Source organism: Natrinema pellirubrum DSM 15624, assembly GCF_000230735.2.
Taxonomy (GTDB): Archaea; Halobacteriota; Halobacteria; order Halobacteriales; family Natrialbaceae; genus Natrinema; species Natrinema pellirubrum.
Genome location: NC_019962.1, coordinates 607,070 through 632,704, shown reverse-complemented (window position 1 = coordinate 632,704; position 25,635 = coordinate 607,070). Strand labels below are relative to the sequence as shown.

Sequence of the window (25,635 nt, the reverse complement as noted above, 5' to 3'; positions counted from 1 at the left end):
GGTGGGGCCGGGCGACGGTTCGACTCCGAAGCGTCCGCTCCGCACTCGGTCCGGATTTCACTGCGTCCCGAACACTTCCAGAGAGTCCGTTTCCAACGGGGCCTTCGAGAAGAGGGAGACGACATCGCCCGTTTGAATAACGGTCTCGCCTTTCGGCGTGAGGACATCTCCGTCCCGTTCGATCCCGACGACAAGCATTTCGTCGGCCAGCAGTTCTTCATCGACCGCCTCTTCGATAGTCGTGTCCGCGATCTCGGCCCCTTCCGAGACGGTAAATTCGACGACTTCCGCGTCTCCGGCCAGACTCATGAAATCGGTTAACGACGGTCCCTTGGGCACGTTTTCCGGGCCGAACGGGTTGTACGGCGTGTGATACTCGCCTTCGATAACGCTCTCGTCTTCGATCTCCAACCCGAGATCGGAGAGTTCGCCCGCGATTTTGTTAATCTCGTTCGTGTCCGCTCCGACGACCGTGATCCCCAAGTTCGCGGATCCCGCCATCAACTCCTGGACCGTTATGACGCCCGAAATTTCCAGGGCCGACTGGGCCAGCCGGGCACGATCCGGAATGGGGGCCGTACACCTGAAATGATAGGTGACGTACCCGTCGATGGACTTGTAATCAATATCAGCGAGATACCCGCGAAGGATCCCCTGCTCCTCGAGTTGTGCGATTCGGTTTCGAATCGTTGCCGGCGTCACCTCCATTTCGTCGGCGATATCCGATGTTGCCGTGTTCCGTGCATCCAGTGCCAAATAATAGAGGATGCGTTTGTCGATTTCATCGACGCGCTGGGTCATAGGGAAACTACGTTCAGGGCTCATAAATGTCTTCTCTGAACTCCCGCGTTCGTCCAGCGATGCTGGCTCCGAGACTCCCGCAGATCCGCACACGCGGAGTTGGTCTCCGTCTGAGTGAATCGATTCAACCGATTCGTGACGACGACCCGTCCGCGTCGTGGTCGGGCTGGTAAACCGGAGTTGGTGGGATCGGTATCCGACGCGATCCGACACTTGTTACTGGTCACACCGGTGCCACCATTTCTGCACACAAAAATTTTTCTGGCCTCAATTTCGCTATAGCGAAATAGAGACAGGTATATTTATGGTTTAGGGGAAATTTAGGACGGGATAGGAACGTGCCGTGACAGTAATCGTATCGTTCGCGGACCGCATGACCGTCCGTCGTAGTCCGTAGCCGAACGGAACGACGGAGATTCCACTCAAGTATGACAACGACTGATGCGCATTCCCCGGAGACCGTCCCTGAAGAGATCACTGCTGTCCTCGAAGACAGCAGTGATAGTCAGCTCAGGGAGATAATCCACTACGCGCAACGATGCCTCCGAGAGCAGCCGCCCCTCACTGATGCAATCGAAGCACGAAACGGGGAAGAATTCGTTCGCATAGCGGAGTACAACGCGTACACGAACGTCGTCGTCGAACGCCCGGACGAGACGGGCGAGGCACGAGGACCGTTCGCCTACCGTGTCAGGTGGGAACCTCACATCAACGACGAAGGGGGAACGTACCGGTGGCACTACCTCGGAAGAGTTTACGGCGGAGTCGAGGGGGACCGAGATGACTGAGCCACTTTTCCGACGGATCGTCGTTCCGATCGCAAACCGTGACGACGCGACAGCGACCGCTACCGCACTCCGCCCGCACGTTGCGGGGACGGATCGTACCGTAATCGTCGTCCACGTTATCGAGAAGAGTAGTGGCGCACCGGATAAGGCGTCGGTTGAGCAACGCAAGCGGTATGCGGAAGACGTCTTCGCCATCGTTTCCGACGGGTTCGACGATTCCCGAATATCGATTGAAACGGATCTTCGCTACGGAACCGACATTGCGACGGCCATCATCGACGCGGCCCACGACGGTGGCGCGAGTGCGATCGCGTTCACACCACGAGGGGGCAGTCGCTGGCGGAAACTGTTGACCGGAGACGTCTCTCACAACCTCATCGAAGACAGTGATATCCCCGTTCTCGTTCTCCCCCGACCGACCGGTGAGGGTAGCGCAAGTGAGATCAGACGGAACGCTCGAGACTAGCTACCAAAATATAAGACAAAACACATGTATATAATCATCGTCGGAGCGGGCGATATCGGATCGCCACTGATCGACATCGCTACTCGCTCCGGAAACGAGGTCGTAGTGATCGAGAAAGACGGAGCGAAAGCCGACGAGATCGCCGGCACGTACGACTGCCTGGTGCTGAATGCGGATGCGACGATAAAAGAAACGCTGAGTGAAGCCGGTGCCGACCGAGCAGATGCAGTCATCTCGACGACGGACTGGGACGCAACGAACGTCATGGTCTGTTTACTCGCAAAGGAGTTTGGCGTTCCCGCGATCACGTCCGTGGTTCACGATACGAGCCACATGAACCTCTTCCGCCAGGCGGGGGTGAACACGATCGAAAACCCACAACAGCTCATCGCGGGCTCCCTCTATCGGGCGGTGGCCAGGCCGGCTATCGTCGATTACATGCGAATCGGGGAGGAAGCGGAAGTCTTCGAAATCAGGGTCACAGCGGAGGCACCGATCGCCGGCAAGACCCTCACTGAAGCAGGCGAGAGGCAGTTCCTACCGGACGATACCCTGATCGTTGCTATCGAACGGGAGGGCGAAGACAAGCCACAGACACCACGAGGAGACACCCGAATCCGGGCGAACGACCTGCTGACGGTCTATTCTGCGACCGGTGCTGATCCAGAACTCACGGACATCTTCGGCCATTACGAAGACCAATTGGTGTAAATTATATGTCACATTCGACAGTCGGTCGCTCCGGGTTCGTGGCTGCATCGAAAACGGTCAGTAGGGACATCGGTTCCCTCCAGGTTCTCATCGGGGGACTGATGTCGGTGCCGCTACTCGTTTCACTCTTCTATCAGGAATGGTATAGCGCAGTTGCGTTTCTGATTGCGGGGATGATAACCGCCCTCAGTGGCGCAACCGTGTATAAAATATGCGAAGACGCTCCCGAACCGAAACGCCATCACGCGATGATCGTTGCGGCGCTCGGGTGGTTCGTCACTGCGGCGTTCGGCGCCCTCCCGTTTATCGTTGCCGCCCACATCACGCCACCGGCCGTACTCGAATCGTTCGTCCCGGCGGGGGAGAGCTACAGCTCAAGTCTCCGTTACTTTCGGAACCCCCTCCACGCCTTCTTCGAGAGCATGAGCGGGTATACGACCACGGGGCTGACGATGAGCATCCATGAACCCTCGGTCGGGCACGGGTTCCTCTGGTATCGGTCACAGATGCAGTGGATCGGTGGCGCGGGGATGATCGTCCTCTCGTTGGCGATTCTCAGACAGCCCCACGGGGTCGCAGGCATCTCGCTCTATCAGTCGGAAGGACGAAACGAGAAGTTACGGCCCAGTATCGCCGGTACGGCGCGTGCAATCTGGAAAATTTACGTCGGTGTTACCGCTCTGGTCGCCGTGTATCTCGCAGCGGCGACGTTCCTCATCGCCCCGAATTACGGCATCGAGAACACGATCTTCGACGCGATCAATCACGCGATGACCGGTCAGTCCACCGGCGGGTTCAGCACGCTCGACGACTCCATCGCCGGCTACGATTCCTACGCGATGGAACTCGTCCACATCCCCGCGATGATTACCGGCGCGATCTCGATCCCGGTCTACTACGGGGTGCTTTCCGAGCGTGACGTCCGGGAGTTCACTCGAGATCCACAGGTCAGGGGACTCTGTGCAATGTTCATCGTCGGTGTGGTCGGGCTGACAGCGTTCCTCGCTCGCTGGGTCGGCGTTCCCTATACCGGAGATCCGATAGCGTACCTCAGTAACGTGGTGACGAGTCAGGCGCTCCGTGACGGGCTCTTCCAGTTTATCAGTGCCCAGACGACCACCGGCTGGCAGACGTCCGCGATCGGCGACTGGAACGGCGGCGCAGTCATGGTCATCGTCCTCGGTGCCATGTTGTTCGGCGGGTCCGCAGGTGCGACGGTCGGCGGGATCAAAATCATCCGCGGCCACATCATCGCTCGTGGGATTCGGTGGGAGATCTCCCGCGTGTTCCTCCCGAAGCACGCGATCGATGATCTCCGCATCGGACAACGGAGAGTCACGGCCGATGAAGCCAACGACGAGATACGGGCCGCGATGACCTTTGCATTCATCTATCTCATCGTACTGGCCGTCTCGCTGTTCGTACTGTTGGCGGTTCTCCCATCGGACTTCACGCTTGCCGACGGGATCTTCGAAGTGGCGACTGCACAGGGTACCGTCGGGCTCTCGTCGGGGATCACTGGCCCGGATATGCCGGTTATCGCGGAACTACTGTTCATCGGTCAGATGTGGATGGGGCGCCTCGAGATCATCCCGGTCCTCGTCCTGCTTAACAGTCTCTTCAGGAGATGACATGGATGTTCAACCGGAGCGAATCCAGTACGCCCGTCCTCGACGTGCCCGGCCCGCCGACCGGTCGCGATCCCTCGGTCGTATCGCTCGTCGACTATCGCCGTCAGACACCATCACAATGTACGTAATCATCATCGGCGCGGGCCGCACCGGAAACACTGTCATCGACCTCGCAACGCGGGACGACCACGAGGTGGTCGTCATCGAACGCGAGACGGAACTAGCCGAAGCAGTGAGTACGACCTACGACTGTCTGGTCCTCAATGCAGATGCGGCATCGAAAGAGATCCTGCTCGAAGCCGGCATCGAAGAGGCGGATGCACTCATCTCGACAACGGAGAGTGATTCGGTCAATCTCATGATTACCATGTTCGGCAAGCAGTACGGGGTTGAGACGCTCGTGAGTTCGATCAACGACCCCGCCCATATGGAACTGTTCGAGGACCTCGGTGTGAGTATCGTCGAGAGTCCCCACCGACTCAACGGTCAGTATCTCTATCGGGCGGTCCAACACCCCGCAATCCAGGACTTTATGCCGATAGCGGGTGGAGCGGAAATCTTCGAAGCTACGGTCGATGCGGGCGCGCCGATCGACGGTCGCAGCCTGATCGATGCTGACAGGGACGGTCTGCTGCCCGAAGAGACGATTATCGTGGCGATCGTACGGGACGACGACCTGGTCATTCCACAGGGAGAGACCGAGATCCGAGCGGATGACGTTGTCACGATCTTCGCAAGAAACGGGGCAACGAACCGGGTCACGAATGCGTTCACGGGGCCGTAACCATGGTCGACGGTTCCGAACGAACGGCCGTTCGCATCACCGTCCCACGCCGGTCCGTCGATTCGGATGTGGATTCGTCCCTCCGTAGCGGACCGCTCATCCGGACGCCGGAGTATACCGTCGTCGTCCCCGTGACCGACGTATTGCTCGATACCGAGGCGCAGAGCAACGTCCGGCCGTTCCTCCGGACAGCAGTTGCACTCGCAGCGGACAACGACGGCCGGGTACTGTTGCTCGGCCTCGAGACCGTGCCGAACGACGCGTCACTCGAGACGGTTCGACGGTATCTCCGACGGGAACGATCGGCCAACTCCGACGCGGAAGTACCTGAGACCGTCGAAAAGCGACGCAAGCACGTCGCCCGAATAGCTGAGCGGACTCGAGACCTCGAGCCGAGCGTCCCGGTTCGGCCAATCGTTCGGGTCGTGAGCGACACCACGGACGGGATTCGTGACGTCATCGATGACGGGAGGGAGACGGCGGTTCTGTTGCTCCGGGACACCGGGTTCGGTGAGGACGGGCGACGCAGCGTGGGAACGATTGATTCGATCCTGACTGACGCCGAGTGTGACGTGTTCGTCGAAACGCCGAGCGTGCGAGGAGAAGAGACCCCGCTGTACGTCCCGGACGTCGAGGACCACACTGTCGCTTCGATCGCGGAATCCGAAGCGAAGCCGATCGATTCGATACTGTTGCCCGTCGGAGGGGGTCCACACGCCGCCCTCGCTGCGGAAGCAGCACGCGCGCTGGCACGCGCTGTCGATGCGTCAGTCACCGTCCTCCACGTGATTCCCCCTGATGCACCCACCCAGACGGCGGCTGAGGGGACAGAGATACTGAAATTCGCCGAATACGTCCTTGGCCCCGACGTGACGTCCGAAGTGGAACTCAGAGAGGCCCCCGAGACGGCCGACGAGATCGTACGGGAAGCGAAGACACACGATCTGACATCGATAGGGGCCCCGGAGCAGCAATCCCGATTGGAACAGTTGGTCTTCGAATCAGTTCAGCAGACGCTTTCGGAACTGAACGGGACAACTGTTCTCATGGCTCGAGACGCCGATCGAACCACGCGGTCGCTCTACTACCGGTGGAAGCGGGGTATCGAAGCGAGCGGAGACGAGCGCGAGTCCGTAAACTGACGGCGGCCTCTCCGAAGCGTCGACCGACCCGTAGGGGAGAGAGCGGAGAGCAAGCCGTTGGGAGACGGAGGGACTCTGCCCGGAACGGGCGGTGGCGGTATAGTAGCCGCTGGATGTCATTGCATACCTGATCGCACGACAGCAGTGCGATCAGTGTGTAAATCGTTTCAGCGACTGCTATCGCATGTAGCGCTGTGAAAAAACGCGATCGCCGTTCGTCGCGATGAGCGACAGCGGGCGGTCGTTATTACTTGCGGACGAGGTTCGTCGCGCGGGGTCCCTTGGGGGATGATTCGATGTCGAACTCGACTTCCTGACCCTCCTCGAGGTCCGGACCGCCGACGTCTTCCATGTGGAAGAACACGTCCTCGTCATCGTCTACTTCGTCGCTGTCAGTCGAAATAAAACCGTAGCCGCCCGTGTCGTTGAAGAAGTCAACCTTACCGTTTGCCATTACAACCACTCGTAGTCCCGACTCGGGGATAACACTTCCGAAAGACCCGCCGTCACGGCTCGCCGTCGGAATCGGGCGTTAGTCCGGCGTACTCGTCCGTATACCAGCGACGCGGCCGTCCCGAGAGAGCGGGCGCGACGGTGTGGCCGTCGCTCACGGAGACAAGTATTTACGCCATGGTAACATGGGCCTACAAGCATCGCTATGAAACCGTGTCACAGCTGTCAGGCGGTCATCGACGAGTATCTCCTGGATAAACAACTCGAACCCCTGCGCGACCTCACGGTCGACGACTTCAACGTCTGTGCGGACTGTGTAACCATCGTCGCGGACGCGTGCGTGGAATGCGGCAACGCGGTGTACGTCCCTCGAGGCAAATCCGCCACCCCCGACTACTGTCCGGCGTGTCGGTCCGATCTCATCGAGCAGACCGGCCACGACCCCGGGTGGAATCGCGATCTGCCCTCGGCCTGATACGGTTTACTGTAACGATTTCCCGGTGGGACCACGGCCGTCCTGCGGTCCCACCGGCAATGACTTCCAGTAGAGCGTCTGAACGGCGGCCCCAACTCGAGCGACGACGGAGCGGTCGACGGTGCCGGATCGCTATTTTTTGTGCGTGAAGATGACGCCCTTGCCGTCGGCCGACCCGACACAGAGATCAAGCTGTTTCGAGAGGTTCAGGCTCGTCGGGTTCTCCTTGCAGACGACGCATCCGTTCTAGTTTAGCAGAGTGTACCGTCGTCTGATTAGATATCGTTGTAACTACCAGTCAGAGAAATCCGGTGGATAGTGTGACTTACTCCCCACCGGATTCAGTGATTGTTGATCGGATTCAAAGAGCGTTTCCCTCCGATGAGTTGCGCGAGCGCGCTCGCGCAACGAATCTCGTCGAGCGTGAACGGAAATTCGACGCTGTTGCGCTGTTCTACACGCTTTCACTTGGCTTCGCTGCTGGGTCAGACCGATCTGTACAGGCTTTTCTCGAACGATTCGTCGAAATGTCCGACTGCGATGAACTCTCCTATGCAACCTTCCACGGGTGGTTCTCTCCACCGTTCGTTGCACTCCTTCGAGAGATTCTCGATGATGCCATCGAGAATCTCGATACCAGAAATGCCGACCTTAGCGGACGTCTCGAACGCTTTCGAGACGTCCTCATTGCCGATGGGAGCATTGTTTCTCTCTATCAAGACGCCGCGGATGTGTACGCTGCGACCGGTGACGATCAGGCCGGTCTGAAACTTCACCTAACAGAATCACTCTCAACTGGCCTTCCAACACGGTACCGAACAACTGACGCTAAAACCCAAGAACGGAGCCAGCTACCCACCGGCGAGTGGGTAGCTGGCGCACTTGTCTTGCTCGATCTCGGTTTCTACGACTTCTGGTTGTTCGACCGCATCGACCAGAATAACGGCTGGTTCGTCTCCCGTGTGAAAGACGACGCAAACTTCGAGATCGTCGAAGAGCTCCGGACGTGGCGGGGGAACAGTATCCCGCTCGAAGGAGAGTCGCTGCAGGACGTCCTTGACGACCTGCAGCGACAGGAAATCGATGTTCGCATCACCCTCTCGTTCGAGCGAAAGCGAGGGTCGTGCACCAGCACGACCCGAACGTTCCGACTGGTCGGTGTTTGGAACGAGGATACTGAAGAGTACCATCTCTATTTGACAAATCTCTCGAAAGACGACTATAGTGCGCCCGATATCGCACAGCTCTATCGGGCGCGCTGGGAAATAGAATTATTGTTCAAAGAACTGAAATCACGCTTCGGACTTGACGAAATCAACACGACCGATCCGTACATCATCGAAGCTCTGGTCATCATGGCCGCAATCTCACTGCTGATGAGCCGTGTTATCGTCGATGAACTCCGGAAACTGGACGTGAAACAACGGGAAAGCGCCGACGACGCCACAGCGTCGTCGCCGCAACTTCCTCGTCGACGATGTTCTCACGCTGTCGAACGCCATTCACACCTGATTCAGTTGTACGTGATGCTCGATTTAGGGTACGAACTTCCGGATTTAGATGAGTTGTTGCTGTGGGCTTCACGTGATCCAAATCCGCATCGACCGCGGTTACGTGAGCAGGTTGAGTCAGGCGAGTTCTGGTAACGAACTCGCCTGACGACCGGGGAAGCACCTGTGTCGATAGCGGCAGCGCTGGAACGGCGACGCACTCACGGCTGTGAGTGCGCCGCCTCGAAGGTATCACACAACAAATCAGCGACTGCCTGCTCCAGCGAACCCAGTCTCCTGAGCTAATCCGCCTCAATTCGGTATAGTCTCCGCTGAGATCCTGCTTCACTCCGTCACTAAACTAGAACAGATGGCAGACGACGAGGTCGTCGAACTGCTCGTCACAGGCCGGGCAGGCGACCGCGACCGTGTTCTGGTAGCTCTTGATCGCCTGGTTCTCCTCGCGCAGCGTCAGCGAGGCCGCGAGTTCCTCGAGATCGATCTCGTCCATACGTCCCGTTTCGACCCCGGAAGCATAAAGACGGGCGAAAGCCCCGACCCGCGGCCGTCGGACGGCCGTTCGGTTCGAGGGGGCGACCTCACGGCCCGATCTCGAATGTCAACACACACCACGGCATTGGGCTTTCAGACTCGTTAAGTTCTTGCGGCCACTGACTCAGTACAATGAATTCGACACCGTATCGCCGACCCGAACAGTCCCGATTCTCGAGCGAACGATGAGCAAGGACACCATCGACGTCCGCGGTGCGGAAGAACACAACCTCAAGGACATCGACGTGACGATCCCCCGTGAGGAGTTTACCGTCGTCACCGGCCTCTCGGGGTCGGGAAAGTCCTCGCTGGCGTTCGAGACGGTCTACGCCGAAGGGCAACGGCGGTACATCGAGAGCCTCTCGGCCTACGCCCGGAACTTCCTGGGCCAGATGGACAAGCCACAGGTCGAGACCGTCGAGGGACTCTCTCCGGCGATCTCGATCGACCAGAAAAACGCCGCGAACAACCCCCGTTCGACGGTCGGGACGGTCACGGAACTCCACGACTATCTCCGGCTCCTCTACGCACGCGTCGGCACGCCCCACTGTCCCGACTGTGGCCGCGAAGTCGGCGAGCAGAGTGCGCAAAACATGGTCGAGCGCATCCTCGAGTTGCCCGAGGGGACCAAGGCCAAGCTCGCGGCACCGGTCGTCCGCGACCAGAAGGGTGCCTTCGAGGACCTCTTCGAGGAACTCGTCTCGGAGGGCTATGCCCGCGTCGAGATCGACGGGGAGGAGTACGATCTCACGATGGACGACCCCGATCTCGACGAGAACTTCGATCACACCGTCGACGTGATCGTCGACCGCGTGAAGGTCAGCACCGAGACCCGACCGCGGATCATCGACAGCGTCGAGACGGCGCTTGCCGAGGCCGAGGGCGTCCTGAAGGTCATCCTCCCGGACGCATCCGAGGCGGTCGCCGCCGACCTCGGCGAAGAAGCCCGCCGGACCGGCGCGCTGGGTGAGGAACGCGAGGAGGACGACCGCTTCGTCGTCGAGTTCTCGAAGGACCTCGCCTGCACCCACTGCGGGATCGACGTCCCCGAGATCGAGACGCGTTCGTTCTCGTTCAACTCGCCCCACGGCGCGTGTCCCGAGTGTGAAGGGCTGGGCGAGACCAAGGAGGTCGACGAGGGCCTCGTCGTCCAAGACGAGTCCAAGCCGCTCAAGCACGTCTTCGAGGCCTGGAGCTACAACCGGTCGTACTACCAGACCCGGCTCGACGCCGTCGCCGAACACTTCGGCGTCTCCCTGTCGACGCCGTTCGAGGACCTCGACGAGGACGTCCGGCAGGCGTTCCTCTACGGGACGGACGGCGAAGTCGTCTTCAAGCGAAGCACCAAGAACGGCACCCGCCGGAAGCAAAAGCGCTTCGAAGGGGTCATCCCGAACCTCGAGCGCCGCTACATCGAGACCGACTCCGACTCGACGCGGGACCACATCGAGGACTACATGTCGGTCACGGAGTGTCCGGCCTGTGACGGTACGCGGCTCAAGCCAGCCAGCCGCGCCGTGTTGGTCGACGACACCGCAATCACGGAGATCAACGCGATGAGCATCGGGGACGCCCTCGATCACTTCGAGTCGATGGAAGCCGACCTCACTGAACGCGAGAAGGTCATCGCCGAGGAGATCTTAAAGGAGATCCGCGCGCGACTGAGCTTCATGGTCGAGGTCGGCCTCGAGTACCTCACGCTCGATCGGGAGGCGGCCACCCTGTCGGGCGGGGAGAGCCAGCGCATCCGACTCGCGACCCAGATCGGCTCCGGCCTCGTGGGCGTGTTGTACGTCCTCGACGAGCCCTCGATCGGGCTCCACCAGCGGGACAACGACCGCCTGCTCGATACGCTCGAGGAACTGCGCGACCTCGGGAACACCCTGCTGGTCGTCGAACACGACGAGGAGACGATGCGGCGGGCGGACAACGTCATCGACATGGGGCCCGGCCCCGGCAAGCGCGGCGGCGAGGTCGTCGCCAACGGCACCGTCGAGGAGGTCAAAGCGACCGAGGAATCGATCACCGGCGATTACCTCTCGGGCCGCAAGCAGATCCCGGTGCCCGACGAGCGACGCGATCCCGACGGCGCGCTGACCGTCCTCGGGGCGCGCCAGCACAACCTGACGGACCTCGACGTCGACATCCCGCTGGGCTGCTTTACTGCAATTACGGGCGTCTCGGGCTCGGGCAAATCCACGCTCATGCACGAGGTCCTCTACAAAGGGCTGGCCCGCCAGATGAACGACAACACGAGCGTGATCCCGGGCGACCACGACAGTCTCGAGGGCCTCGATCAGATCGAGACGGTCCGACTGATCGACCAGTCGCCGATCGGCCGCACGCCCCGGTCGAACCCGGCAACCTACACCGGCGTCTTCGACTACATCCGCGAGCTGTTCGCCCAGACGAAGCTGTCGAAACAGCGCGGCTACGAGAAGGGGCGGTTCTCCTTCAACGTCAAGGGCGGCCGCTGTGAGGAGTGTGGCGGGCAGGGAACCGTCAAAATCGAGATGAACTTCCTCTCGGACGTCCACGTCCCCTGCGAGGAGTGTGACGGCGCACGGTACAACGACGCCACGCTCGACGTGACCTACAAGGGGAAGACGATCGCCGACGTCCTCGAGCTGTCCGTCGAAGAGGCCTACGACTTCTTCGAGTCCTCGAGCCGGATCCGCCGCCGGCTGAAGCTGCTGAAAGACGTCGGGCTGGACTACATGAAACTCGGCCAGCCATCGACGACGCTCTCCGGTGGTGAGGCCCAGCGGATCAAGCTGGCGGAGGAGTTGGGGAAGAAAGACTCGGGCGAGACGCTGTACCTGCTCGACGAACCCACGACCGGACTCCACAGCGAGGACGAGCGCAAGCTCATCGATGTCCTCCACCGACTGACCGATGACGGCAACACCGTCGTCGTCATCGAACACGAACTCGACCTCGTGAAAAACGCCGACCACATCATCGACCTCGGCCCCGAGGGCGGCGAGAACGGCGGCGAGATCGTCGCGACCGGAACCCCCGAGGAAGTCGCGCGTCTAGACGACTCCCACACCGGGCGCTATCTGCGCGATCTCCTGCCGAAGATCGACCTCGAGGGCCCCCGCGGCGAGCGGGTCGAGCCCGTGACCGCGCCGATGGACGACGATTGACGGCGACGAGCGGTATCGGCCACCGGGTCGACACGAGGACCGCTCGCTCGGCACTCGACAGCGAACAGTATAACTGCGTTCCGTCGGAACCGCTCGAGCGATGAATCGATTGAAGACCGTCGTCCGCCGCGGGTTCACCGGCGGCGGCGTCGCGACCCTGTTGTTGGCCGGACTGTTCGTCGTCGGTGGCGAGCGGGGCGCAGTCTCGACGCTGGTTCCGGCCGGGTGGCTCGGTGCTGTCGGCGTCACGCTCTTCCTTGCAGGGACGCGAGAGCGACTCGCGATTGCCGGACGCACCGTCGGCTGGCCCCGCGTGGCCGCGGTCGGGGTCTGTCTGCTCGCCGTGGGCTGTGGCGGGTTCGGCCTCACCCAACTCGGCGCGTTCGCCGTCGGAAGCGTGCCGTGGCTGCTCACGGCCGCACTAACCGTCTTCGCGGTGGGGTATTTCGGCTGGTTCGCCCGCGAGTGCTGGACCGGCGGGCGGCTGTTGGATGCGGAGATCTTCGCGGTCGAGTGACGGGAGAGCCACAGCGGCGGGTCGTACCGGCTGTCGGTCCCGGGCCTGCCCGTTCACGATGGCGTCGCCGTCGTCGGTCCTTCGTGGCGCAACTTTCGGAGTGACGACCGGGCGTACAGCCAAGGGGACGGACGGTCAACTCCAGGACATGGGAGAGAACGAGACACACACCGACGAACCGCCGGCGACCGAGGAGGCGCGGACGGACTCGTTCGACCTCGAGGACGCCGAGCGGGTCCGGATCGGCGTCACGCGGGGCGAACTCGACCTCGAGATGGGGCCGCCGCGGGAGTATCCCGAACGGGCCGATATCTCGGTGCGGCCCGAAGCGGAGGACCGCCACCGAGTCGTGCTGAGCATCGACGCGATGGCGGGGGACCACGCGACCGGCCACGCGGACGTCGAGCTGACGCCGACAGAGGCGCGGCGGTTGCGGGAACGACTGGGCGAGGTCGTCCGCTGGATGACTGAGGACGATGCGCCCGGGGACGAGGTCGACTCGTCGTAACGGACACGGGACCCGGCTCGGCCCGTCGGGCATGGTCCGCCGACCGGCACTCGGATGACTGGTCGGCGGATGACGGCGACGAGCGGTATGAAAAGCTGTACGCCGGAGCGACGCATCGGGAGCGACGACCGGAGAGTCCGTCGGAGCCCGACCGGGGGGCTACTCGGGACTCGGCTCCTGTACCCGCGAGATGTAGCCGGCCAAGTCCGATGTCGTGACCATCCCGATGACGCCCTCGTCCTCGTCGACGACGGGGATGTGGTGGAAGCCGCGTTCGACCATCACGTCGGCGGCGTCGCGGATGCTGTCCTGTGCCCCGACAGTGACGACGTCCGTACTCATGTAGGTCGAAACCGGGGTCCGGTCCTTGGGCTTTCGCTCGGCGACGATCCGAACGAAGTCCGTCGTCGTCAGGATCCCCTCGAGCCGGTTGTCGTCGTCGACGACGACAACCGACCCGATCCCGTTGTCGAGCATCTCGCCCGCGGCGTCCTCGACGAGCGTATCCGGCGCGACCGTATAGACATCCGTTGACATGACTCGCGCGACGAAAATGTCTTCCATACCGTACGGTATTCGGTAGAGAATATAAGAATTGTTGGACTGCGGAAGGCGTACGGAGCAGCCGAGCCGTCTCCGAGCGACCGGACGGGAGAGTGGCGCACATTTAAATACGAAATCGGCCATACAGGGTGACGTGTAATGCCGTCCTCGCCAACCCTCGAGGGAACGTGCAAACTCCTCCCCGAACCCGCGCACAGCGACGCCCTCCTCGCGGCCGTCGCCGACGAGTACGCCGCCCTCGCCGCCGACCACGGCCCGCGGAACGTGCTGGTGCTGAAACGGCATCCGGCGGGCCTGGCATCGCTGACCGAGGCGCTGGCCGACGCGCCCCTCGAGCGCGCCGACGGCCCCCGCTCGCCCCGCGTCGAGTCGCTGCCGGAACACGCCTCCAAGACCATCGAGACGTACGACCCGACCCTCGACCGCCTCGAGTACGAGGAACGCATCGAACTCATCTCGCTGGTGATCGACGGCGCGAGCCGATCCGTCCCCGACTACCTCGAGCGCGCCGCCGACCACGAGGGCTTTTCCCGCGATGTGGGCCAGTTCCTGCTCGAGGCGACCCGCCAACGGATCCGCCTCGCGGACCTCGACGACCCTCACGACTGTCTGGCCTTCCTCTACGCGATGAACGACCGATTCCACGACGAACTCGCCGACCGGGGCTACGTCGAGCGGGCGGACGTGATCCCCCGGGCGGTCGACCTGCTCGAGGCCGACGCGGACGGCCTGCGATCCCGCGTGACCGCCGCCTTCGACGCCGTGCTGGCCGTCGAGTTCGAGGAGTACCGCCGGCTCGACCGCCGCTATCTCGCCGCGCTGGCGGCGGACGCCGATCTCGTCTGTCTCGGTGAACGCCACGCCAGCGTCGAGCGGACGCGGGTCGAGCCCGGAGGAGTCGCCGACATTGCGACCGAAGCCGGGCTCGCGGTCGAGTCGCTCGAGCCGCCGTCGGACGACGACGGGCCGCCACACCGGGCGATCACGCGGTTCCTCGCGACCGGCGAGGTGCCGGGGAGCGCGGGTTCCGACGAGAGCGCCGAATCGGCGGCCGCCGACGCGACGGACGCGGAGCCGGCCGGCCGGGCCCGACGGCTCCGGACCGAGACCGCTCGTGAACAGACCCGGGCGGTCGCTACCGAGATCCAGTCGCTACGCGACCGCCACGGCTGGCCGTTCGACGAGTTCGCCGTCGCCGTCCCACGGATCGAGCGCGTCCCCGAAACCAGACGGCGGCTCCGCGAGGCCGGCGTCCCGACGGCGACGATCGGCACTCCCTCGCTAGCCGAAGACCCCGCCGTCAACGAACTCTACGCGGTCGTTACCTGTCAGTGCGAGCGGGAACGGGACGGCGACGCACTCGAGCGAGCCGACGCCGATCCCGTCGACCCCGACCGGGACCGGCCCGATTCCCTGACCGCGTCGCTGGATCGGCTCCGGGCCCGGGTGCCGGCGTTCTCGGCCGACCTGCTCGCCGAGACCGCCGGCTCGAGCGTCCGGCGCTCGCTCGAGCGCTGGATCCGGCGGACGGACCTCAAAGGACGGATCGCCCGCGAGGAAGCGTGGGTCGACGCCCGCGAGGGCTACGAGGGCGTCCGTCGCGTCCTCGAAATCGCCGCGTTCGTCGAGGAGACGGACCTCGTGGGGCCGGACTGGCAGGGGCTGCGCCGGATGCTCCGGCGGACGATCCAGTACGACGCGCCGTACGTGCATTCGGTCGAGACGCGGCCGCCGACCGGCGGCGTGACCGTCTGTGCCGTCGGCGACCTCAAATACGACTCGCGGCGGGCAGTGTTCCTGCTCGATCTGACCGACGAGACCTATCCGGGCAAGCAGTTTCTCACCCAGCTGTTCCCCGGGGCGTGGCTCCGATCGATGCCGAGCTATCCCGCGGTCACCGATCCGTCGGTCGACGCCATCGCCGACACCTTCGCCACCGTCGACGCCGACGGCGTCGGCGACCGCTTCGAGACCTACCACGCACAGCGATCCCGACGCCGGCTCGCTCTCGGGGCCCGCGCCGCCGAACGCGCCCTCTATCTGTGTTCCTACGAGCGGGGGTCGGGCGGCCTCCGCCGGACCCACGACGAGTCGCGGTACTTGCAACTGATCGACGCGACGCCCGGGCTCGCCCTCGAATCCGTCGACGCGACCGCCGGGGCGGCGATCCACGGCGAGACCGACGCCGTCGAGGCGCTGCTTTCCCAGCCGCGGGGTGAACTCGAGCGGCTCCTCCGGGAGGCGAGTACGGGGGGTGAGGCCGACCTCGGCGAGACCGAGACGCTGTTCGAGGAGATCGCGGTCGTCCTCGAGGACGGCGATATCGACCCGGAACTCGCCGAGGCGGTCCGGTCGCAGTTCGAGTTCGCCGCGGGCGAGGTGGTCCGAGATGAGTGACGCCGACGCAGCGGCCGTTCCCACGCTCTCCGTCGAGGGACTCCGGACCGGCCTCCGCTGTCCCCGCCAGTACGAGTTCGCCCACGTCCACGAACTCGAGGGCGAGGCGGCGGCCGGCGACGACCGGGTCGACCTGCTGCGGACCGCGCTCTGTGATGCGCTCCGAAATGCCGATGCGGACCGCGAGGCCCTCGAGTCGATGGCCGCGGACCGGCTGGCGACGCTGTGGGCCGACCACGACGAGCGCTTTCATTCGGCGACCCAGCGCCGCCACGAGCGGCGCGTCCTCGAGGCGACGGCCGCCGCGTACGTCGATGCCGTCGGCGTCGACCACGCCGCGGGGATCGAGCGACTCGAGGCCGAAGCGACCGACGGCGAACTCGTCGGGCCGGGACTCCCGCTCTCGAGTACGGTCGAGCTATCGAGTGCGGACCGCGGGGACGAGTCGCCGTCGGCCCCCGAATCGGTGCGGATCGACGCGACGGTCGACTACGTCACCGCCGACGGCTCGTCGCTCGTCGGCGTCCGATTCGTGCCGACCGTGGCGCCGCTTGGCCTTCTCCGGTACCGATCGGACTGGGAGGGCGACGTCGCTTCCCACTTTACCGATCACTTTGACCCCGAATCGGCGGCGTTCGACCCCGCTCCCGTCGGCGCGCTCCTCGAGACCGCCGTCGTCCTCGACGGGCTCCGCGGGCTCCGCGACCGGCTCGAGTTGGGCGATCGGACCTGTCGGTACGTGCAGATTCCGCTCGCCGATCGGTCGGGGACGGCGGTGAACTGGGTCCGCGACGACGTCGAGACGAGCCTCGAGATCGTCGACCTGACCGACGGCTACGTCGATCACCACACCTTCGGGATGACCCACGAGCATCGCAACGAGACCGTCGACGACCGGCTCGCGACGGTTGCTGCCGAGCTGGTTTCGGGACCGTACGACCCCACGGCGCGGTGGGCGGCGATCGAGGACCACGCCTGCCCGACGTGTGAGTACACCGTCTGCTGTCAGGACTACATCGCTCGGGAGGTGGGATTCGATGGCTGAGGACCGCCGCAGCGGCCCCGACCGCGATCCGACGGACGGGCTCGAGTCCGGGACCGATCGCGGCACGACCCGAGCCGACGCCGGCGACGCGCCCGGCCACGCGTTTGCGGCCGGCGTCGACCCCAAGGGCAACCAGCGGGCCGTCATCGAAAGCGACGCGGCTTGTACCTCCGTCGACGCGGGGGCCGGGACCGGGAAGACGACGACGATGCTGTTGCGGATCGAACGCGCCATCGAGCGCGGCGACGTCGACCCCGAGGACGTCCTCGTGTTGACCTTCGCCAACGAGGCCGCCGCGAGCATCCGCGACGCGGTCGCCGAGCGACTCTCGCCCGACGCCGCCGCGGCGATCGACGTCTACACCTACCACTCGTTCTGTTACCGGCTCGTCCGCGAGTACGCCTACTACCTCGGCTACGCGCCCGACTTCGAGGTCGTCACCGAGCGCAAGCGCCGCCGGATCGTCGGCCGCCTGCTCGCGAGCAACGACTACGACTTCGCGGCCGCCTCGGCCCGCCCGGACGAGGGGACGGCTGACCTCGCCGACGCGGTCGACGACTTTATCGCCGCGATAAGTCGAGAGGGAATCACCCCCGAGCGACTCCGGTCGGCGCTGCCGTCGGTCCGGACTCTCGAGCTGTGTGCCGAGTTCGTCCTCTGGCTCGAGCGGACCGCCGACGCGGAGCTGTCCTTCGACAACGAGGCGCTGCGGTGGTTCAACGACGAGGACCACCTTGGGACCGCCCGCGAGTCGCTGGTCGACTACGGCAAGCTCATCGAGTACTGCCGCGAGAAGATCGCCGAAGCACCCGACGCCTTCCGGGCGGAGGACGTGGTTCGCGACATCGATCGCTATCTGCGGGCGCTCCAGACCTGCGTGACGAACGCGATCGGGACGCTCGACCTCGCAGAGCCGACCACGAAACACCTCCCGCGGGCGCTGTTTGGCAACGAAATCTGGGGGTCGGCCACGGAACGGCTCGAGCAGACGCCTTTCGGCCGGCTCAAACACTACGTCGAGTTCCTCCGGCTGGCCCGCCACTACACCGACGTCTACGCGGACTATCACGACCACCTCGAGGCCGAGCGGGCGCTGGACTTCGACGAGCTGGTGCGGACAGCGACGACGCTGCTCGAGGACGACGCCGTCGCCCCGGAGATCACCGGCCAGTGGACGCAGGTCTACTGCGACGAGTTCCAAGATACCGACGCGACCCAGTTTTCGTTACTGACCGAACTCACCGACGGCCCCGACCGGCCCGACCTGCTCGCGATCGGCGACAAGGACCAGGCTATCTACGGCTGGCGCGGCACCGACCGCGAGGGGCTCGACCGGCTGGCGACGACCGCGGACGATCACCGCGGGATCGAACTCGAACTCAACTTCCGCTCGCGACAGGAGATCCTCGCGCTGACAAACGCCTGTGACTACGCCCACCAGTCCTCGAAGACGCTGCGCGAACACGGCCGAACCGAGGGGACCTACGACGAGGCCGACCCGCCGGATCGCGTCGTCAAAATCGAGAGCGACGAGATTCCCCAGTCGACGCCGGAACAGGTCGCGACGACGGTCTCGCGACTTCTCAATGGAGAGGCGGAAAACGTCCCGCAGCGATCGCTGGGCGATCTCGCGGTCATCGTCCGAACCAACCGCCACGCGCAGGCGGTGGCTGACGAACTCCGGTCGCTGCGGATCCCCTACGAGGTGTCGGGCTCGCCGCGAGGCGAGGTCTCGCCCGGCCTGCGGACGGCGCTGTCGTACCTCCGAGTGCTGGTCGACCCGGGCGCGGACGCCCACCTCCGGCGCGTGTTACTCTATCGGTACCGGTTCTCCGAGAGCGATCTGGCGACGCTCCAGCGACGGGACGGGTCGCTGTACGACGCCGTGACCGAGGCAGATCCGACGACGCTCGCTCTCGAGGCACCCGACCGACTCGAGACGGTCCGGGACCACCTCGCGATCCTCGAGGAGTACCGCGACGTCTATCCGCTGTCGGGGTTCGTGCGGCGGTTCAGGGACGTGACCCGGCTCGAGTGGTTCTGTACGGGCAAGGAGCGATCGGAGTTCGACCGCATCGAGCGGTTCGTCGAGGCCTACGAGTCCGATGGGGTCGTCCAGTCGCTCTCGGGGGAGTTCGTGGACGCGCTCGCGGCGACGCTACGAAGCGGCGGGGGCGACCGTACCCGGGGGAGCCACTCGGCGGACTGCGTCGACGTGATGACGGTCCATCAGGCCAAGGGACTGGAGTTCGACACCGTCCTCGTCCCCTTCCTCTCGGACGAGGAGTGGTGCGTCGAGGGCGACTACGCCGACCGCGCCCGGGACCGCCTGCTGGCGGCGACGCTCGACGACGACGTCGACTCGCCGCTGACGGCCGATCTGGCCGCCGACTCGGTCGCCGAGGAGTGGCGAGTCCTCCACGTCGCGCTCACCCGCGCTGCGAACCACCTGTTCCTCTTCGGGGCCGAGTACGAGTACGACCCGGCCGACGGGCTCGCGGCCGCGACCGCCGACGCCTGCCTGGCCGACGAGATCGCGTGGTCGGTGACCGGCCGGCGGATGGATCTCTGGTCGTCGCTGACCGAGAGCGTCGAGCGGGTCCGGGAGGCCTACCCCGAAACCGTGGTCGATCGCACCGACGAGATCGCCGCCTCGGCCGGCGAGACCCCCGGCACGATCACCTACTACGCCGGCTACGGCGACCGCCCCGTCGAACCCCTCGAGACCCGCGAGGCGATCGAGACGGTCCACCGACTGGGCCGACAGCTTCGGGACGGATCGTTGCTGCCCGCCGCCGACGCCACGAGCCACGGCGGCCTCGAGGCGGGGGGCAGCGACCGGCCGGTACCGAGCGGGCGCCGCCCGTCCGCGCTGACGACCGACACCGTCCGGTTCCCCGTCGAGACGCTCGCGACCGCGACCGAGCTGCCCGTCGCGATGCGACACAGCTACTCCGCGATGGACACCCACGAGACCTGTCCGCGCAAACACTATCTCGATCACGTCGTTCGGGCGTTCGACGATCCGCCGGCGACGGCGGAGCCGGCGGACAGGACAGTAGACGACACGGAGGGGACCGCGACGGAAACCGACGACGCGGCCTCTCGGCTCGTCGGCACTGTCTTCCACGACGTCGCCGAGGAAGCGTTCCACCGCGAGTACGAGGGTTGCGAGGCCTGGCGCGAGGCCGCCGTCCGCCAGCTCACCGCGCGGGATCTGCTCGCGTACCGCGAGCCCGTCCTCGCCTGTATCGATCGGTACTTCGCGGCGACCGCGCCCGCATACGACCGGCCGGTCGCCGACTGGGAACCCCTGGCCGCGGAACTCCCGTTTTCGCTCGAGGACGTCGCGGACGTGACCGGGGACGTGGTCGGCTACGTCGACTCGGTCCGGCGGCTCCCCGACGGCGGACTGACCGTGCTGGACTACAAGGCCACCGCCGAGCGGATCGCCCCCGAGGACGCCGTCCAGTTGGCGCTGTATCTGCGGGCCTGCGAGCGGCGGTTCGACGAGCCGATCGCCGCGGTCGGCTACGTCTACGTCGGCGACGTCGACGGCCCCCGCGTCGACCTGTTCGATCCCGACGAGCTACCGGCCTGGGAGTCGGTCCTCGAGACGCTCGCGGCGGTCGACGAGCCCTCGTTCACGGAGACGACACCGGGCGACCACTGCCGGCACTGTCCGCACCGGTCGCTGGGCTGTGGACCGGACGAGTGGACGCCGGATACGGGTGTTTCGGACGACGACTGAGGCTCGGACGGGCGGAAAAAGTAGCTCTTACGACCGCCAGTCGAACTGCTCCGGATCGTGCGCGGCCAGCGCCGTCCGGACCGCGGCGACGTTTTCGGTTACGTCGTGGACCCGGACGATGTCGGCCCCGCGATCCGCCGCGAGCGCCGTCGCCGCGACGGTCGCCTCGAGTCGCTCGCCGCCCTCACGGCCGACTTTGGCGAACATGGATTTGTGAGAGTGCCCGAAGAGGACGGGACAGCCAAGCGCCCGAAACTCGTCGATCCGGTCGAGCAGTTCGAAGTTCTCGGCGGCGGACTTGCCGAAGCCGATGCCGGGATCGACGATGATCTGCTCGCGGTCGAGACCCGCCTTCTCCGCGAGCAACACGCGTTCGGAAAGCTGGTCGATCACGTCCGCGACGACGTCGTCGTAGTCGACGTCGCGGTCGGGGACGACCGGCGCGTCGATGCTGTGCATCACGACTAGCCCCGCGTCGTGGTCGGCGGCGACGAACCGCATCTCGGGGTCCTCGAGCCCCGACACGTCGTTGACGATGTCCGCGCCGGCCTCGAGGGCCGCGTCGGCGACCGCGGCGCGGCGCGTGTCGACGGAGATCCGGGCATCGAGATCGGCGATCCGCTCGATGACGGGCACCACGCGCTCGAGTTCCTCGTCGACCGAAACCGGATCCGCACCGGGACGGGTCGACTCGCCGCCGATGTCGATGATGTCGACGTCGTTCGCGACCATCGCCTCGGCGCGGTCGACGGCGTCCTCGAGGGCGTCGTACTCGCCGCCGTCGTGGAAGCTGTCGGGTGTGACGTTCAGGATGCCCATGACGGCTGTCCGGTCGTCCCAGGGGGATCGGTGGCCCGCGTCGTCGCCTCGGGAGTCGTCCGCGGGACGGATCGTCGTCCGCGACTCGTCGCTCGCGTCGATCTCGAGGGTCGCTCGCAGTTCGCCGGCCACGTCGGCCAGCCCGTGGGGCCGCGAGCGGGCCTCGAGGGCCTCGACGAGGGACTCGAACTGCGCTATGGTTCCCATCAGGACGGCGTCGACGGCCTCGTCGTCGCGCTCGAGGCCCGACAGGGCACACTCGCCGCCCAGCCGCAGCAGTTCCTCCTTGAGGACCGTCGCCTGTCGATCCCGCAGGGCCGTCCTGACGACTCGGTGGACGGCGTCGCCGTCCAGTCGCTCGACGTCGCCCGCCGCGACGTTGGCCTCCGCGAGGGCGGCGCGGGCGTCCGAACGGTCCCGAATCCGTTTGGGGACGTCAATGCGGGTCCATCGGGAGCGGGCCTCTGCGACCGCGAACAGCGACCCGGTCACGAGGACGCAGTCGTCGCCGTCGGCGTCGGCCAGCGCGGTCGCCAGCGCGTCCTGAACGGCAGCCTCGGTCCGGACGCGGCCGACACCGGCGTCGGCGAACGCCTCGGCGAGGACCGCCGGCTCCTCGGCTCGGTCCAGCGTCGGCTCGGTCGTCACGATCGAGGCCGGCGTCGGCAGGGCGGCGGCCATCTCGCGGTGGTCCTTGTCGTGCATCGCGCCGAAGACGAGATGGAGGTCGTCGTAGTCGTACGTCTCGAGCGTCGTCGCGAGCCCCTCGCAGGCACCGGGGTTGTGCGCGCCGTCGAGGACCACCAGCGGCTCGGTGTCCATCACCTCGAACCGGCCCGGCCAGTGGGCGCTGCGCAGGCCGCGGGCGAGGTCGGTTTCGGAGACGTCACCGATCTGGCGGGCGAGGGCGGCCGCGATACCGGCGTTGACGGCCTGATGCTCGCCCAGCAGCGGAATTTCGGTCTCGAGGTCCCAGTCGTCGGCGTCGATCGAAACGGCGGCTTCGGTGTGGTTGGTCCGGCCGTCGTAGGCGACGCGAACGTCCGGCGCGGTGGGGTCCGACTCCCCCGCGGGTGAGGGGCCGACGGTGACCACGTCGCCGGCGACCTCGCGGACCGCCGCGAGCGCGTCCCCGGTCGTACCGGTCACGAGCGGGGCCTCGCTCGGCGCGACGTGGGCCTTGTCGCGGGCGATCTCCCCGACGGTGTCGCCGAGGATCCCCGTGTGTTCCAGCGTGACGCTCGTGACCGCGCTGGCGACCGGATCGACGACGCTGGTGGCGTCGTACTTCCCGCCGATGCCGACCTCGAGAACGGCGACATCGACGTCCTCGCGGCCGAACTGCCACAGCGCCATGGCGGTCATCGTCTCGAAGAAGGTCGGCGACTCGCCGTCGGCACCGCGGGTCGTCACGTACTCGCGAACGGCGTCGACGAACTCGCAGACGGCCGACTGAGGCATCTTCCGGCCGTCGACGCGGACGCGTTCGCGGAGGTCCTCGAGGTGGGGCGAGGTGTAGAGGCCGACGGAGTAGCCGGCCTCCCGCAGCGTGCGCTCGACCATTCGGGCCGTGCTTCCCTTCCCGTTGGAGCCGGCGATCTGGACGCAGTCGACGTCGTCGTGGGGGGTCCCGAAGTGGGCGAGTAGCCGGGCCGTCGACTCGGTGCCCGGCTTCGGGCGGAACCGACGCAGATCGAATAAGAAGTCCGCCGCCTCGTGATACTCCATACGAAACCACAGCACCCGGTCGTTTTAGAGTATTCCGTTCGCGGACCGCTCGCGTCGCCTCGAGGCGGCCGTTCCCGGCTTCCCGTGCGCTCCCCAGGACGGGCCAATATGTTCGGGGGAAGACCGACCCCGCCGGCCCGTCTCTCCTCCGGTACGGAATTAGGCGGACCTAGATCCGCCGAGGATTCAGCCATGCCAGCAACCGATTTCGACGCCGAACGGGCGTACGACGAGGAGCAGTTCAGCGCACAGCCAGTGTTCAAAAACGACCGGATCAAGGTCGTCTGTGGCTACTTCGAGCCCGGACAGTTCATCCCGGTCCACGCGCCGGGCAGCGACGTGACGATCTGTGTCCGGTCGGGTACGGGCGTCGTCCGCGAGGGCGAGACCGAACACGCGGTCGAACCCGACGATATCGTCGTCGTGGAAGCCGACGTCGACCGGGGGATTCGAGCGAGCGAGGACGAACGGCTCGAGGCCCTGCTGGTCACGAGCCCGCCGCCGACCGACGCCGAACACGACCCCGTCCGCGAGGGGTTGCGACGCGGCGTTTTCGATCCGTAGCGCGGCCGTCGTCGTGACGGCGACTCGCCTCCGGTCGGGACTCGAGGGGGCGACGAACGGCTCACGTGCCCTGCAGCCCGGTCGGCGGGCGGAAGAACAGTCCATCGAGCAGGGCCAGTAAGGCGATGGCAACGCCACCGAGGAGCGTCGCCTCGGTGGGGAGATCGAGGACCTGTCCGACGAGCGCCGCGACCGTCAGCGCCGTCGGGATCAGTCCGAGCAGGCAATCGTATCGGTCGATCGTCGAGAGGCGGTCAACGATGCGAGCAACCGTGTCGAATCCAGTGATGTCTCTCCGTACCATCGATTCTCACCTCCGAACGAACGTACGACTGCCGAATACTAAAATATGCGGGAAACGAGAGCCACAGAACACCCCGCAGCCCTGCTACGACAGCCTCAGCCAGTCTCGTGTGTCTTCCTCTCCCCCGACTCCATCGTGACGGCACGGGGGGCGGTCGATCGGTCCGTCGCCGATCGACCCGCTCGATCACTCCGCGGACGGTTCGGCCGCCACCTCGTCGTCGTGGTCGCGGGTGATATCGAGGAAGGCGTCCTCGAGACTACGGGCGTCGCCGGTTTCGGCGCGGGTCTTGAGCCGTTCGGGGTCGTCCTCGGCGACGAGTTCGCCGTCGTGGAGGACGCCGATCGTATCGGCCAGCTCGTCGACGACCGGGAGGATGTGCGTCGAGAGGAAGATGGTCATCTCGTGGTCGGCGAGATCGGCGATGGTGTCGCGCATCGTTCGGGCCGCGCGGGGGTCGAGCCCGCTCGTCGGCTCGTCGAGGAAGGCGACGTCGGGCTCGTGTAACACCGCCTGGATGACGCCGACCTTCTGGCGCATCCCCTTCGAGTAGTCCTCGATGCGCTTGTTCGCGTCTTCGAGCAGGTCGAACCGCTCGAGCAGCGACTCGATGCGCTCGCTGGCCTCGTCGTCGGGCAGATCGCGCAGCCCGGCGGCGTACTCGAGCTGTTCCCGGCCGGTGAGTTCGTCGTAAACCGGCGGTTCCTCGGGCAGGTAGCCGATGTGGGGGGTGACTGACTCGCGGTCGACGATCGAGTGGCCGGCGACGCTGGCCGTTCCTGCGGTCGGCCGCGTCAGCGTCGTCAGCATCCGCATCGTGGTCGTCTTCCCCGCGCCGTTGGGGCCGAGAAAGCCGTAAACGGTCCCGCGCTCGACTTGCATCGTCAGATCGTCGACCGCCGTCGTGTTGCCGTACCGTTTCGTCAGGCCATCGGTCTCGATAGCGAGGGCGTCGACAGGGCTCATAGATGTCTTTTCGTACCGCTATAGTTAAAT

The 25,635-nt window shown here is 65.2% G+C and carries 21 protein-coding genes and 2 pseudogenes; 15 read left to right on the top strand and 8 right to left on the bottom strand.

Annotation, left to right across the window (positions count from 1 at the left end; all coding sequences use genetic code 11):
• Positions 1–57: 57 nt before the first annotated feature.
• On the bottom strand, positions 58–801 hold the full coding sequence (locus NATPE_RS03090) for an Lrp/AsnC family transcriptional regulator (RefSeq protein ID WP_006180824.1): 744 nt from the start codon (positions 799–801) through the stop codon (positions 58–60).
• A gap of 428 nt (positions 802–1,229) precedes the next feature.
• On the opposite strand from NATPE_RS03090, the gene NATPE_RS03085 reads away from it, so the two are divergent.
• From NATPE_RS03085 to NATPE_RS03060, 6 genes are all read left to right on the top strand, one after another.
• Complete coding sequence (locus NATPE_RS03085; RefSeq protein ID WP_015298732.1) at positions 1,230–1,589, top strand: hypothetical protein; 360 nt, start codon at positions 1,230–1,232, stop codon at positions 1,587–1,589.
• Complete coding sequence (locus NATPE_RS03080) at positions 1,582–2,055, top strand: universal stress protein (RefSeq protein WP_006180823.1); 474 nt, start codon at positions 1,582–1,584, stop codon at positions 2,053–2,055. Before NATPE_RS03085 ends, NATPE_RS03080 begins: the two co-directional genes overlap by 8 nt.
• Before the next feature lie 24 nt (positions 2,056–2,079).
• Complete coding sequence (locus NATPE_RS03075; protein WP_006180822.1) at positions 2,080–2,766, top strand: potassium channel family protein; 687 nt, start codon at positions 2,080–2,082, stop codon at positions 2,764–2,766.
• A 101-nt stretch (positions 2,767–2,867) separates the two neighbouring features.
• A complete protein-coding gene (locus tag NATPE_RS03070; protein WP_049804869.1) occupies positions 2,868–4,397 on the top strand; it encodes a potassium transporter TrkG in 1,530 nt (509 codons plus the stop codon).
• A 118-nt stretch (positions 4,398–4,515) separates the two neighbouring features.
• Positions 4,516–5,181 carry a potassium channel family protein gene (locus NATPE_RS03065; protein ID WP_006180820.1) on the top strand — a complete coding sequence of 222 codons (666 nt, stop codon included), beginning with the start codon at positions 4,516–4,518 and terminating at the stop codon, positions 5,179–5,181.
• A 2-nt stretch (positions 5,182–5,183) separates the two neighbouring features.
• A complete protein-coding gene (locus tag NATPE_RS03060) occupies positions 5,184–6,323 on the top strand; it encodes a universal stress protein (RefSeq protein ID WP_006180819.1) in 1,140 nt (379 codons plus the stop codon).
• A 247-nt stretch (positions 6,324–6,570) separates the two neighbouring features.
• Here the strand turns inward: NATPE_RS03060 and NATPE_RS03055 are convergent, their stop codons facing one another.
• Positions 6,571–6,777: a cold-shock protein gene (locus tag NATPE_RS03055; RefSeq protein ID WP_006180818.1), complete on the bottom strand. Its 207-nt coding sequence runs from the start codon at positions 6,775–6,777 to the stop codon at positions 6,571–6,573.
• 204 nt (positions 6,778–6,981) lie between these two features.
• Between NATPE_RS03055 and NATPE_RS03050 the strand changes: the two genes are divergently transcribed.
• Positions 6,982–7,251: a DUF7571 family protein gene (locus tag NATPE_RS03050; protein ID WP_006180817.1), complete on the top strand. Its 270-nt coding sequence runs from the start codon at positions 6,982–6,984 to the stop codon at positions 7,249–7,251.
• Positions 7,252–7,383: 132 nt separating this feature from the next.
• Here the strand turns inward: NATPE_RS03050 and NATPE_RS23530 are convergent.
• A pseudogene (locus tag NATPE_RS23530) lies at positions 7,384–7,488 on the bottom strand (DUF7385 family protein); the annotation flags it as partial.
• A 74-nt stretch (positions 7,489–7,562) separates the two neighbouring features.
• Here NATPE_RS23530 and NATPE_RS03045 point away from each other — a divergent pair.
• Complete coding sequence (locus NATPE_RS03045) at positions 7,563–8,897, top strand: IS4-like element ISH32 family transposase (RefSeq protein WP_012289608.1); 1,335 nt, start codon at positions 7,563–7,565, stop codon at positions 8,895–8,897.
• Between the two features lie 217 nt (positions 8,898–9,114).
• Here the strand turns inward: NATPE_RS03045 and NATPE_RS22095 are convergent.
• Positions 9,115–9,252: pseudogene (locus tag NATPE_RS22095) on the bottom strand (DUF7385 family protein); the annotation flags it as partial.
• A gap of 226 nt (positions 9,253–9,478) precedes the next feature.
• Between NATPE_RS22095 and uvrA the strand changes: the two are divergent.
• The 3 genes from uvrA to NATPE_RS03030 all read left to right on the top strand — a co-directional run bounded on the left by uvrA (position 9,479) and on the right by NATPE_RS03030 (position 13,467).
• Positions 9,479–12,442 (top strand): excinuclease ABC subunit UvrA, encoded by a 2,964-nt coding sequence (uvrA, locus tag NATPE_RS03040; RefSeq protein WP_006180815.1) that lies wholly within the window; start codon positions 9,479–9,481, stop codon positions 12,440–12,442.
• A gap of 100 nt (positions 12,443–12,542) precedes the next feature.
• The gene (locus NATPE_RS03035) at positions 12,543–12,959 is read left to right on the top strand and encodes a hypothetical protein (protein ID WP_006180814.1); all 417 of its coding nucleotides are present in this window, start codon (positions 12,543–12,545) and stop codon (positions 12,957–12,959) included.
• Positions 12,960–13,107: 148 nt separating this feature from the next.
• Entirely contained in the window at positions 13,108–13,467 is a 360-nt protein-coding gene (locus tag NATPE_RS03030) for a hypothetical protein (RefSeq protein ID WP_006180813.1), read from the top strand.
• Positions 13,468–13,626: 159 nt separating this feature from the next.
• Here the strand turns inward: NATPE_RS03030 and NATPE_RS03025 are convergent, their stop codons facing one another.
• Positions 13,627–14,031, bottom strand: a complete 405-nt coding sequence (locus NATPE_RS03025; RefSeq protein ID WP_006180811.1) for a CBS domain-containing protein — start codon at positions 14,029–14,031, stop codon at positions 13,627–13,629.
• 138 nt (positions 14,032–14,169) lie between these two features.
• Here NATPE_RS03025 and NATPE_RS03020 point away from each other — a divergent pair, with 138 nt between their 5' ends.
• Genes NATPE_RS03020 through NATPE_RS03010 form a run of 3 tightly spaced genes read left to right on the top strand, consistent with a single transcriptional unit; the run spans position 14,170 to position 21,224 of the window.
• Positions 14,170–16,428: a hypothetical protein gene (locus tag NATPE_RS03020; RefSeq protein WP_006180810.1), complete on the top strand. Its 2,259-nt coding sequence runs from the start codon at positions 14,170–14,172 to the stop codon at positions 16,426–16,428.
• On the top strand, positions 16,421–17,473 hold the full coding sequence (locus tag NATPE_RS03015) for a PD-(D/E)XK nuclease family protein (protein WP_006180808.1): 1,053 nt from the start codon (positions 16,421–16,423) through the stop codon (positions 17,471–17,473). The genes NATPE_RS03020 and NATPE_RS03015 overlap by 8 nt, the downstream gene beginning before the upstream one ends.
• On the top strand, positions 17,466–21,224 hold the full coding sequence (locus NATPE_RS03010; RefSeq protein WP_006180806.1) for a UvrD-helicase domain-containing protein: 3,759 nt from the start codon (positions 17,466–17,468) through the stop codon (positions 21,222–21,224). Before NATPE_RS03015 ends, NATPE_RS03010 begins: the two co-directional genes overlap by 8 nt.
• A gap of 27 nt (positions 21,225–21,251) precedes the next feature.
• On the opposite strand, the gene folP is transcribed toward NATPE_RS03010, so the two are convergent.
• Positions 21,252–23,771, bottom strand: coding sequence for a dihydropteroate synthase (folP, locus tag NATPE_RS03005; RefSeq protein ID WP_006180805.1), 2,520 nt, complete (start codon positions 23,769–23,771; stop codon positions 21,252–21,254).
• A gap of 192 nt (positions 23,772–23,963) precedes the next feature.
• Between folP and NATPE_RS03000 the strand changes: the two genes are divergently transcribed.
• On the top strand, positions 23,964–24,335 hold the full coding sequence (locus NATPE_RS03000; protein ID WP_006180803.1) for a cupin domain-containing protein: 372 nt from the start codon (positions 23,964–23,966) through the stop codon (positions 24,333–24,335).
• Between the two features lie 61 nt (positions 24,336–24,396).
• On the opposite strand, the gene NATPE_RS02995 is transcribed toward NATPE_RS03000, so the two are convergent.
• The gene (locus NATPE_RS02995; protein ID WP_006180802.1) at positions 24,397–24,639 is read right to left on the bottom strand and encodes a hypothetical protein; all 243 of its coding nucleotides are present in this window, start codon (positions 24,637–24,639) and stop codon (positions 24,397–24,399) included.
• 186 nt (positions 24,640–24,825) lie between these two features.
• Entirely contained in the window at positions 24,826–25,605 is a 780-nt protein-coding gene (locus NATPE_RS02990) for an ABC transporter ATP-binding protein (protein ID WP_006180801.1), read from the bottom strand.
• Positions 25,606–25,635: the final 30 nt, after the last annotated feature.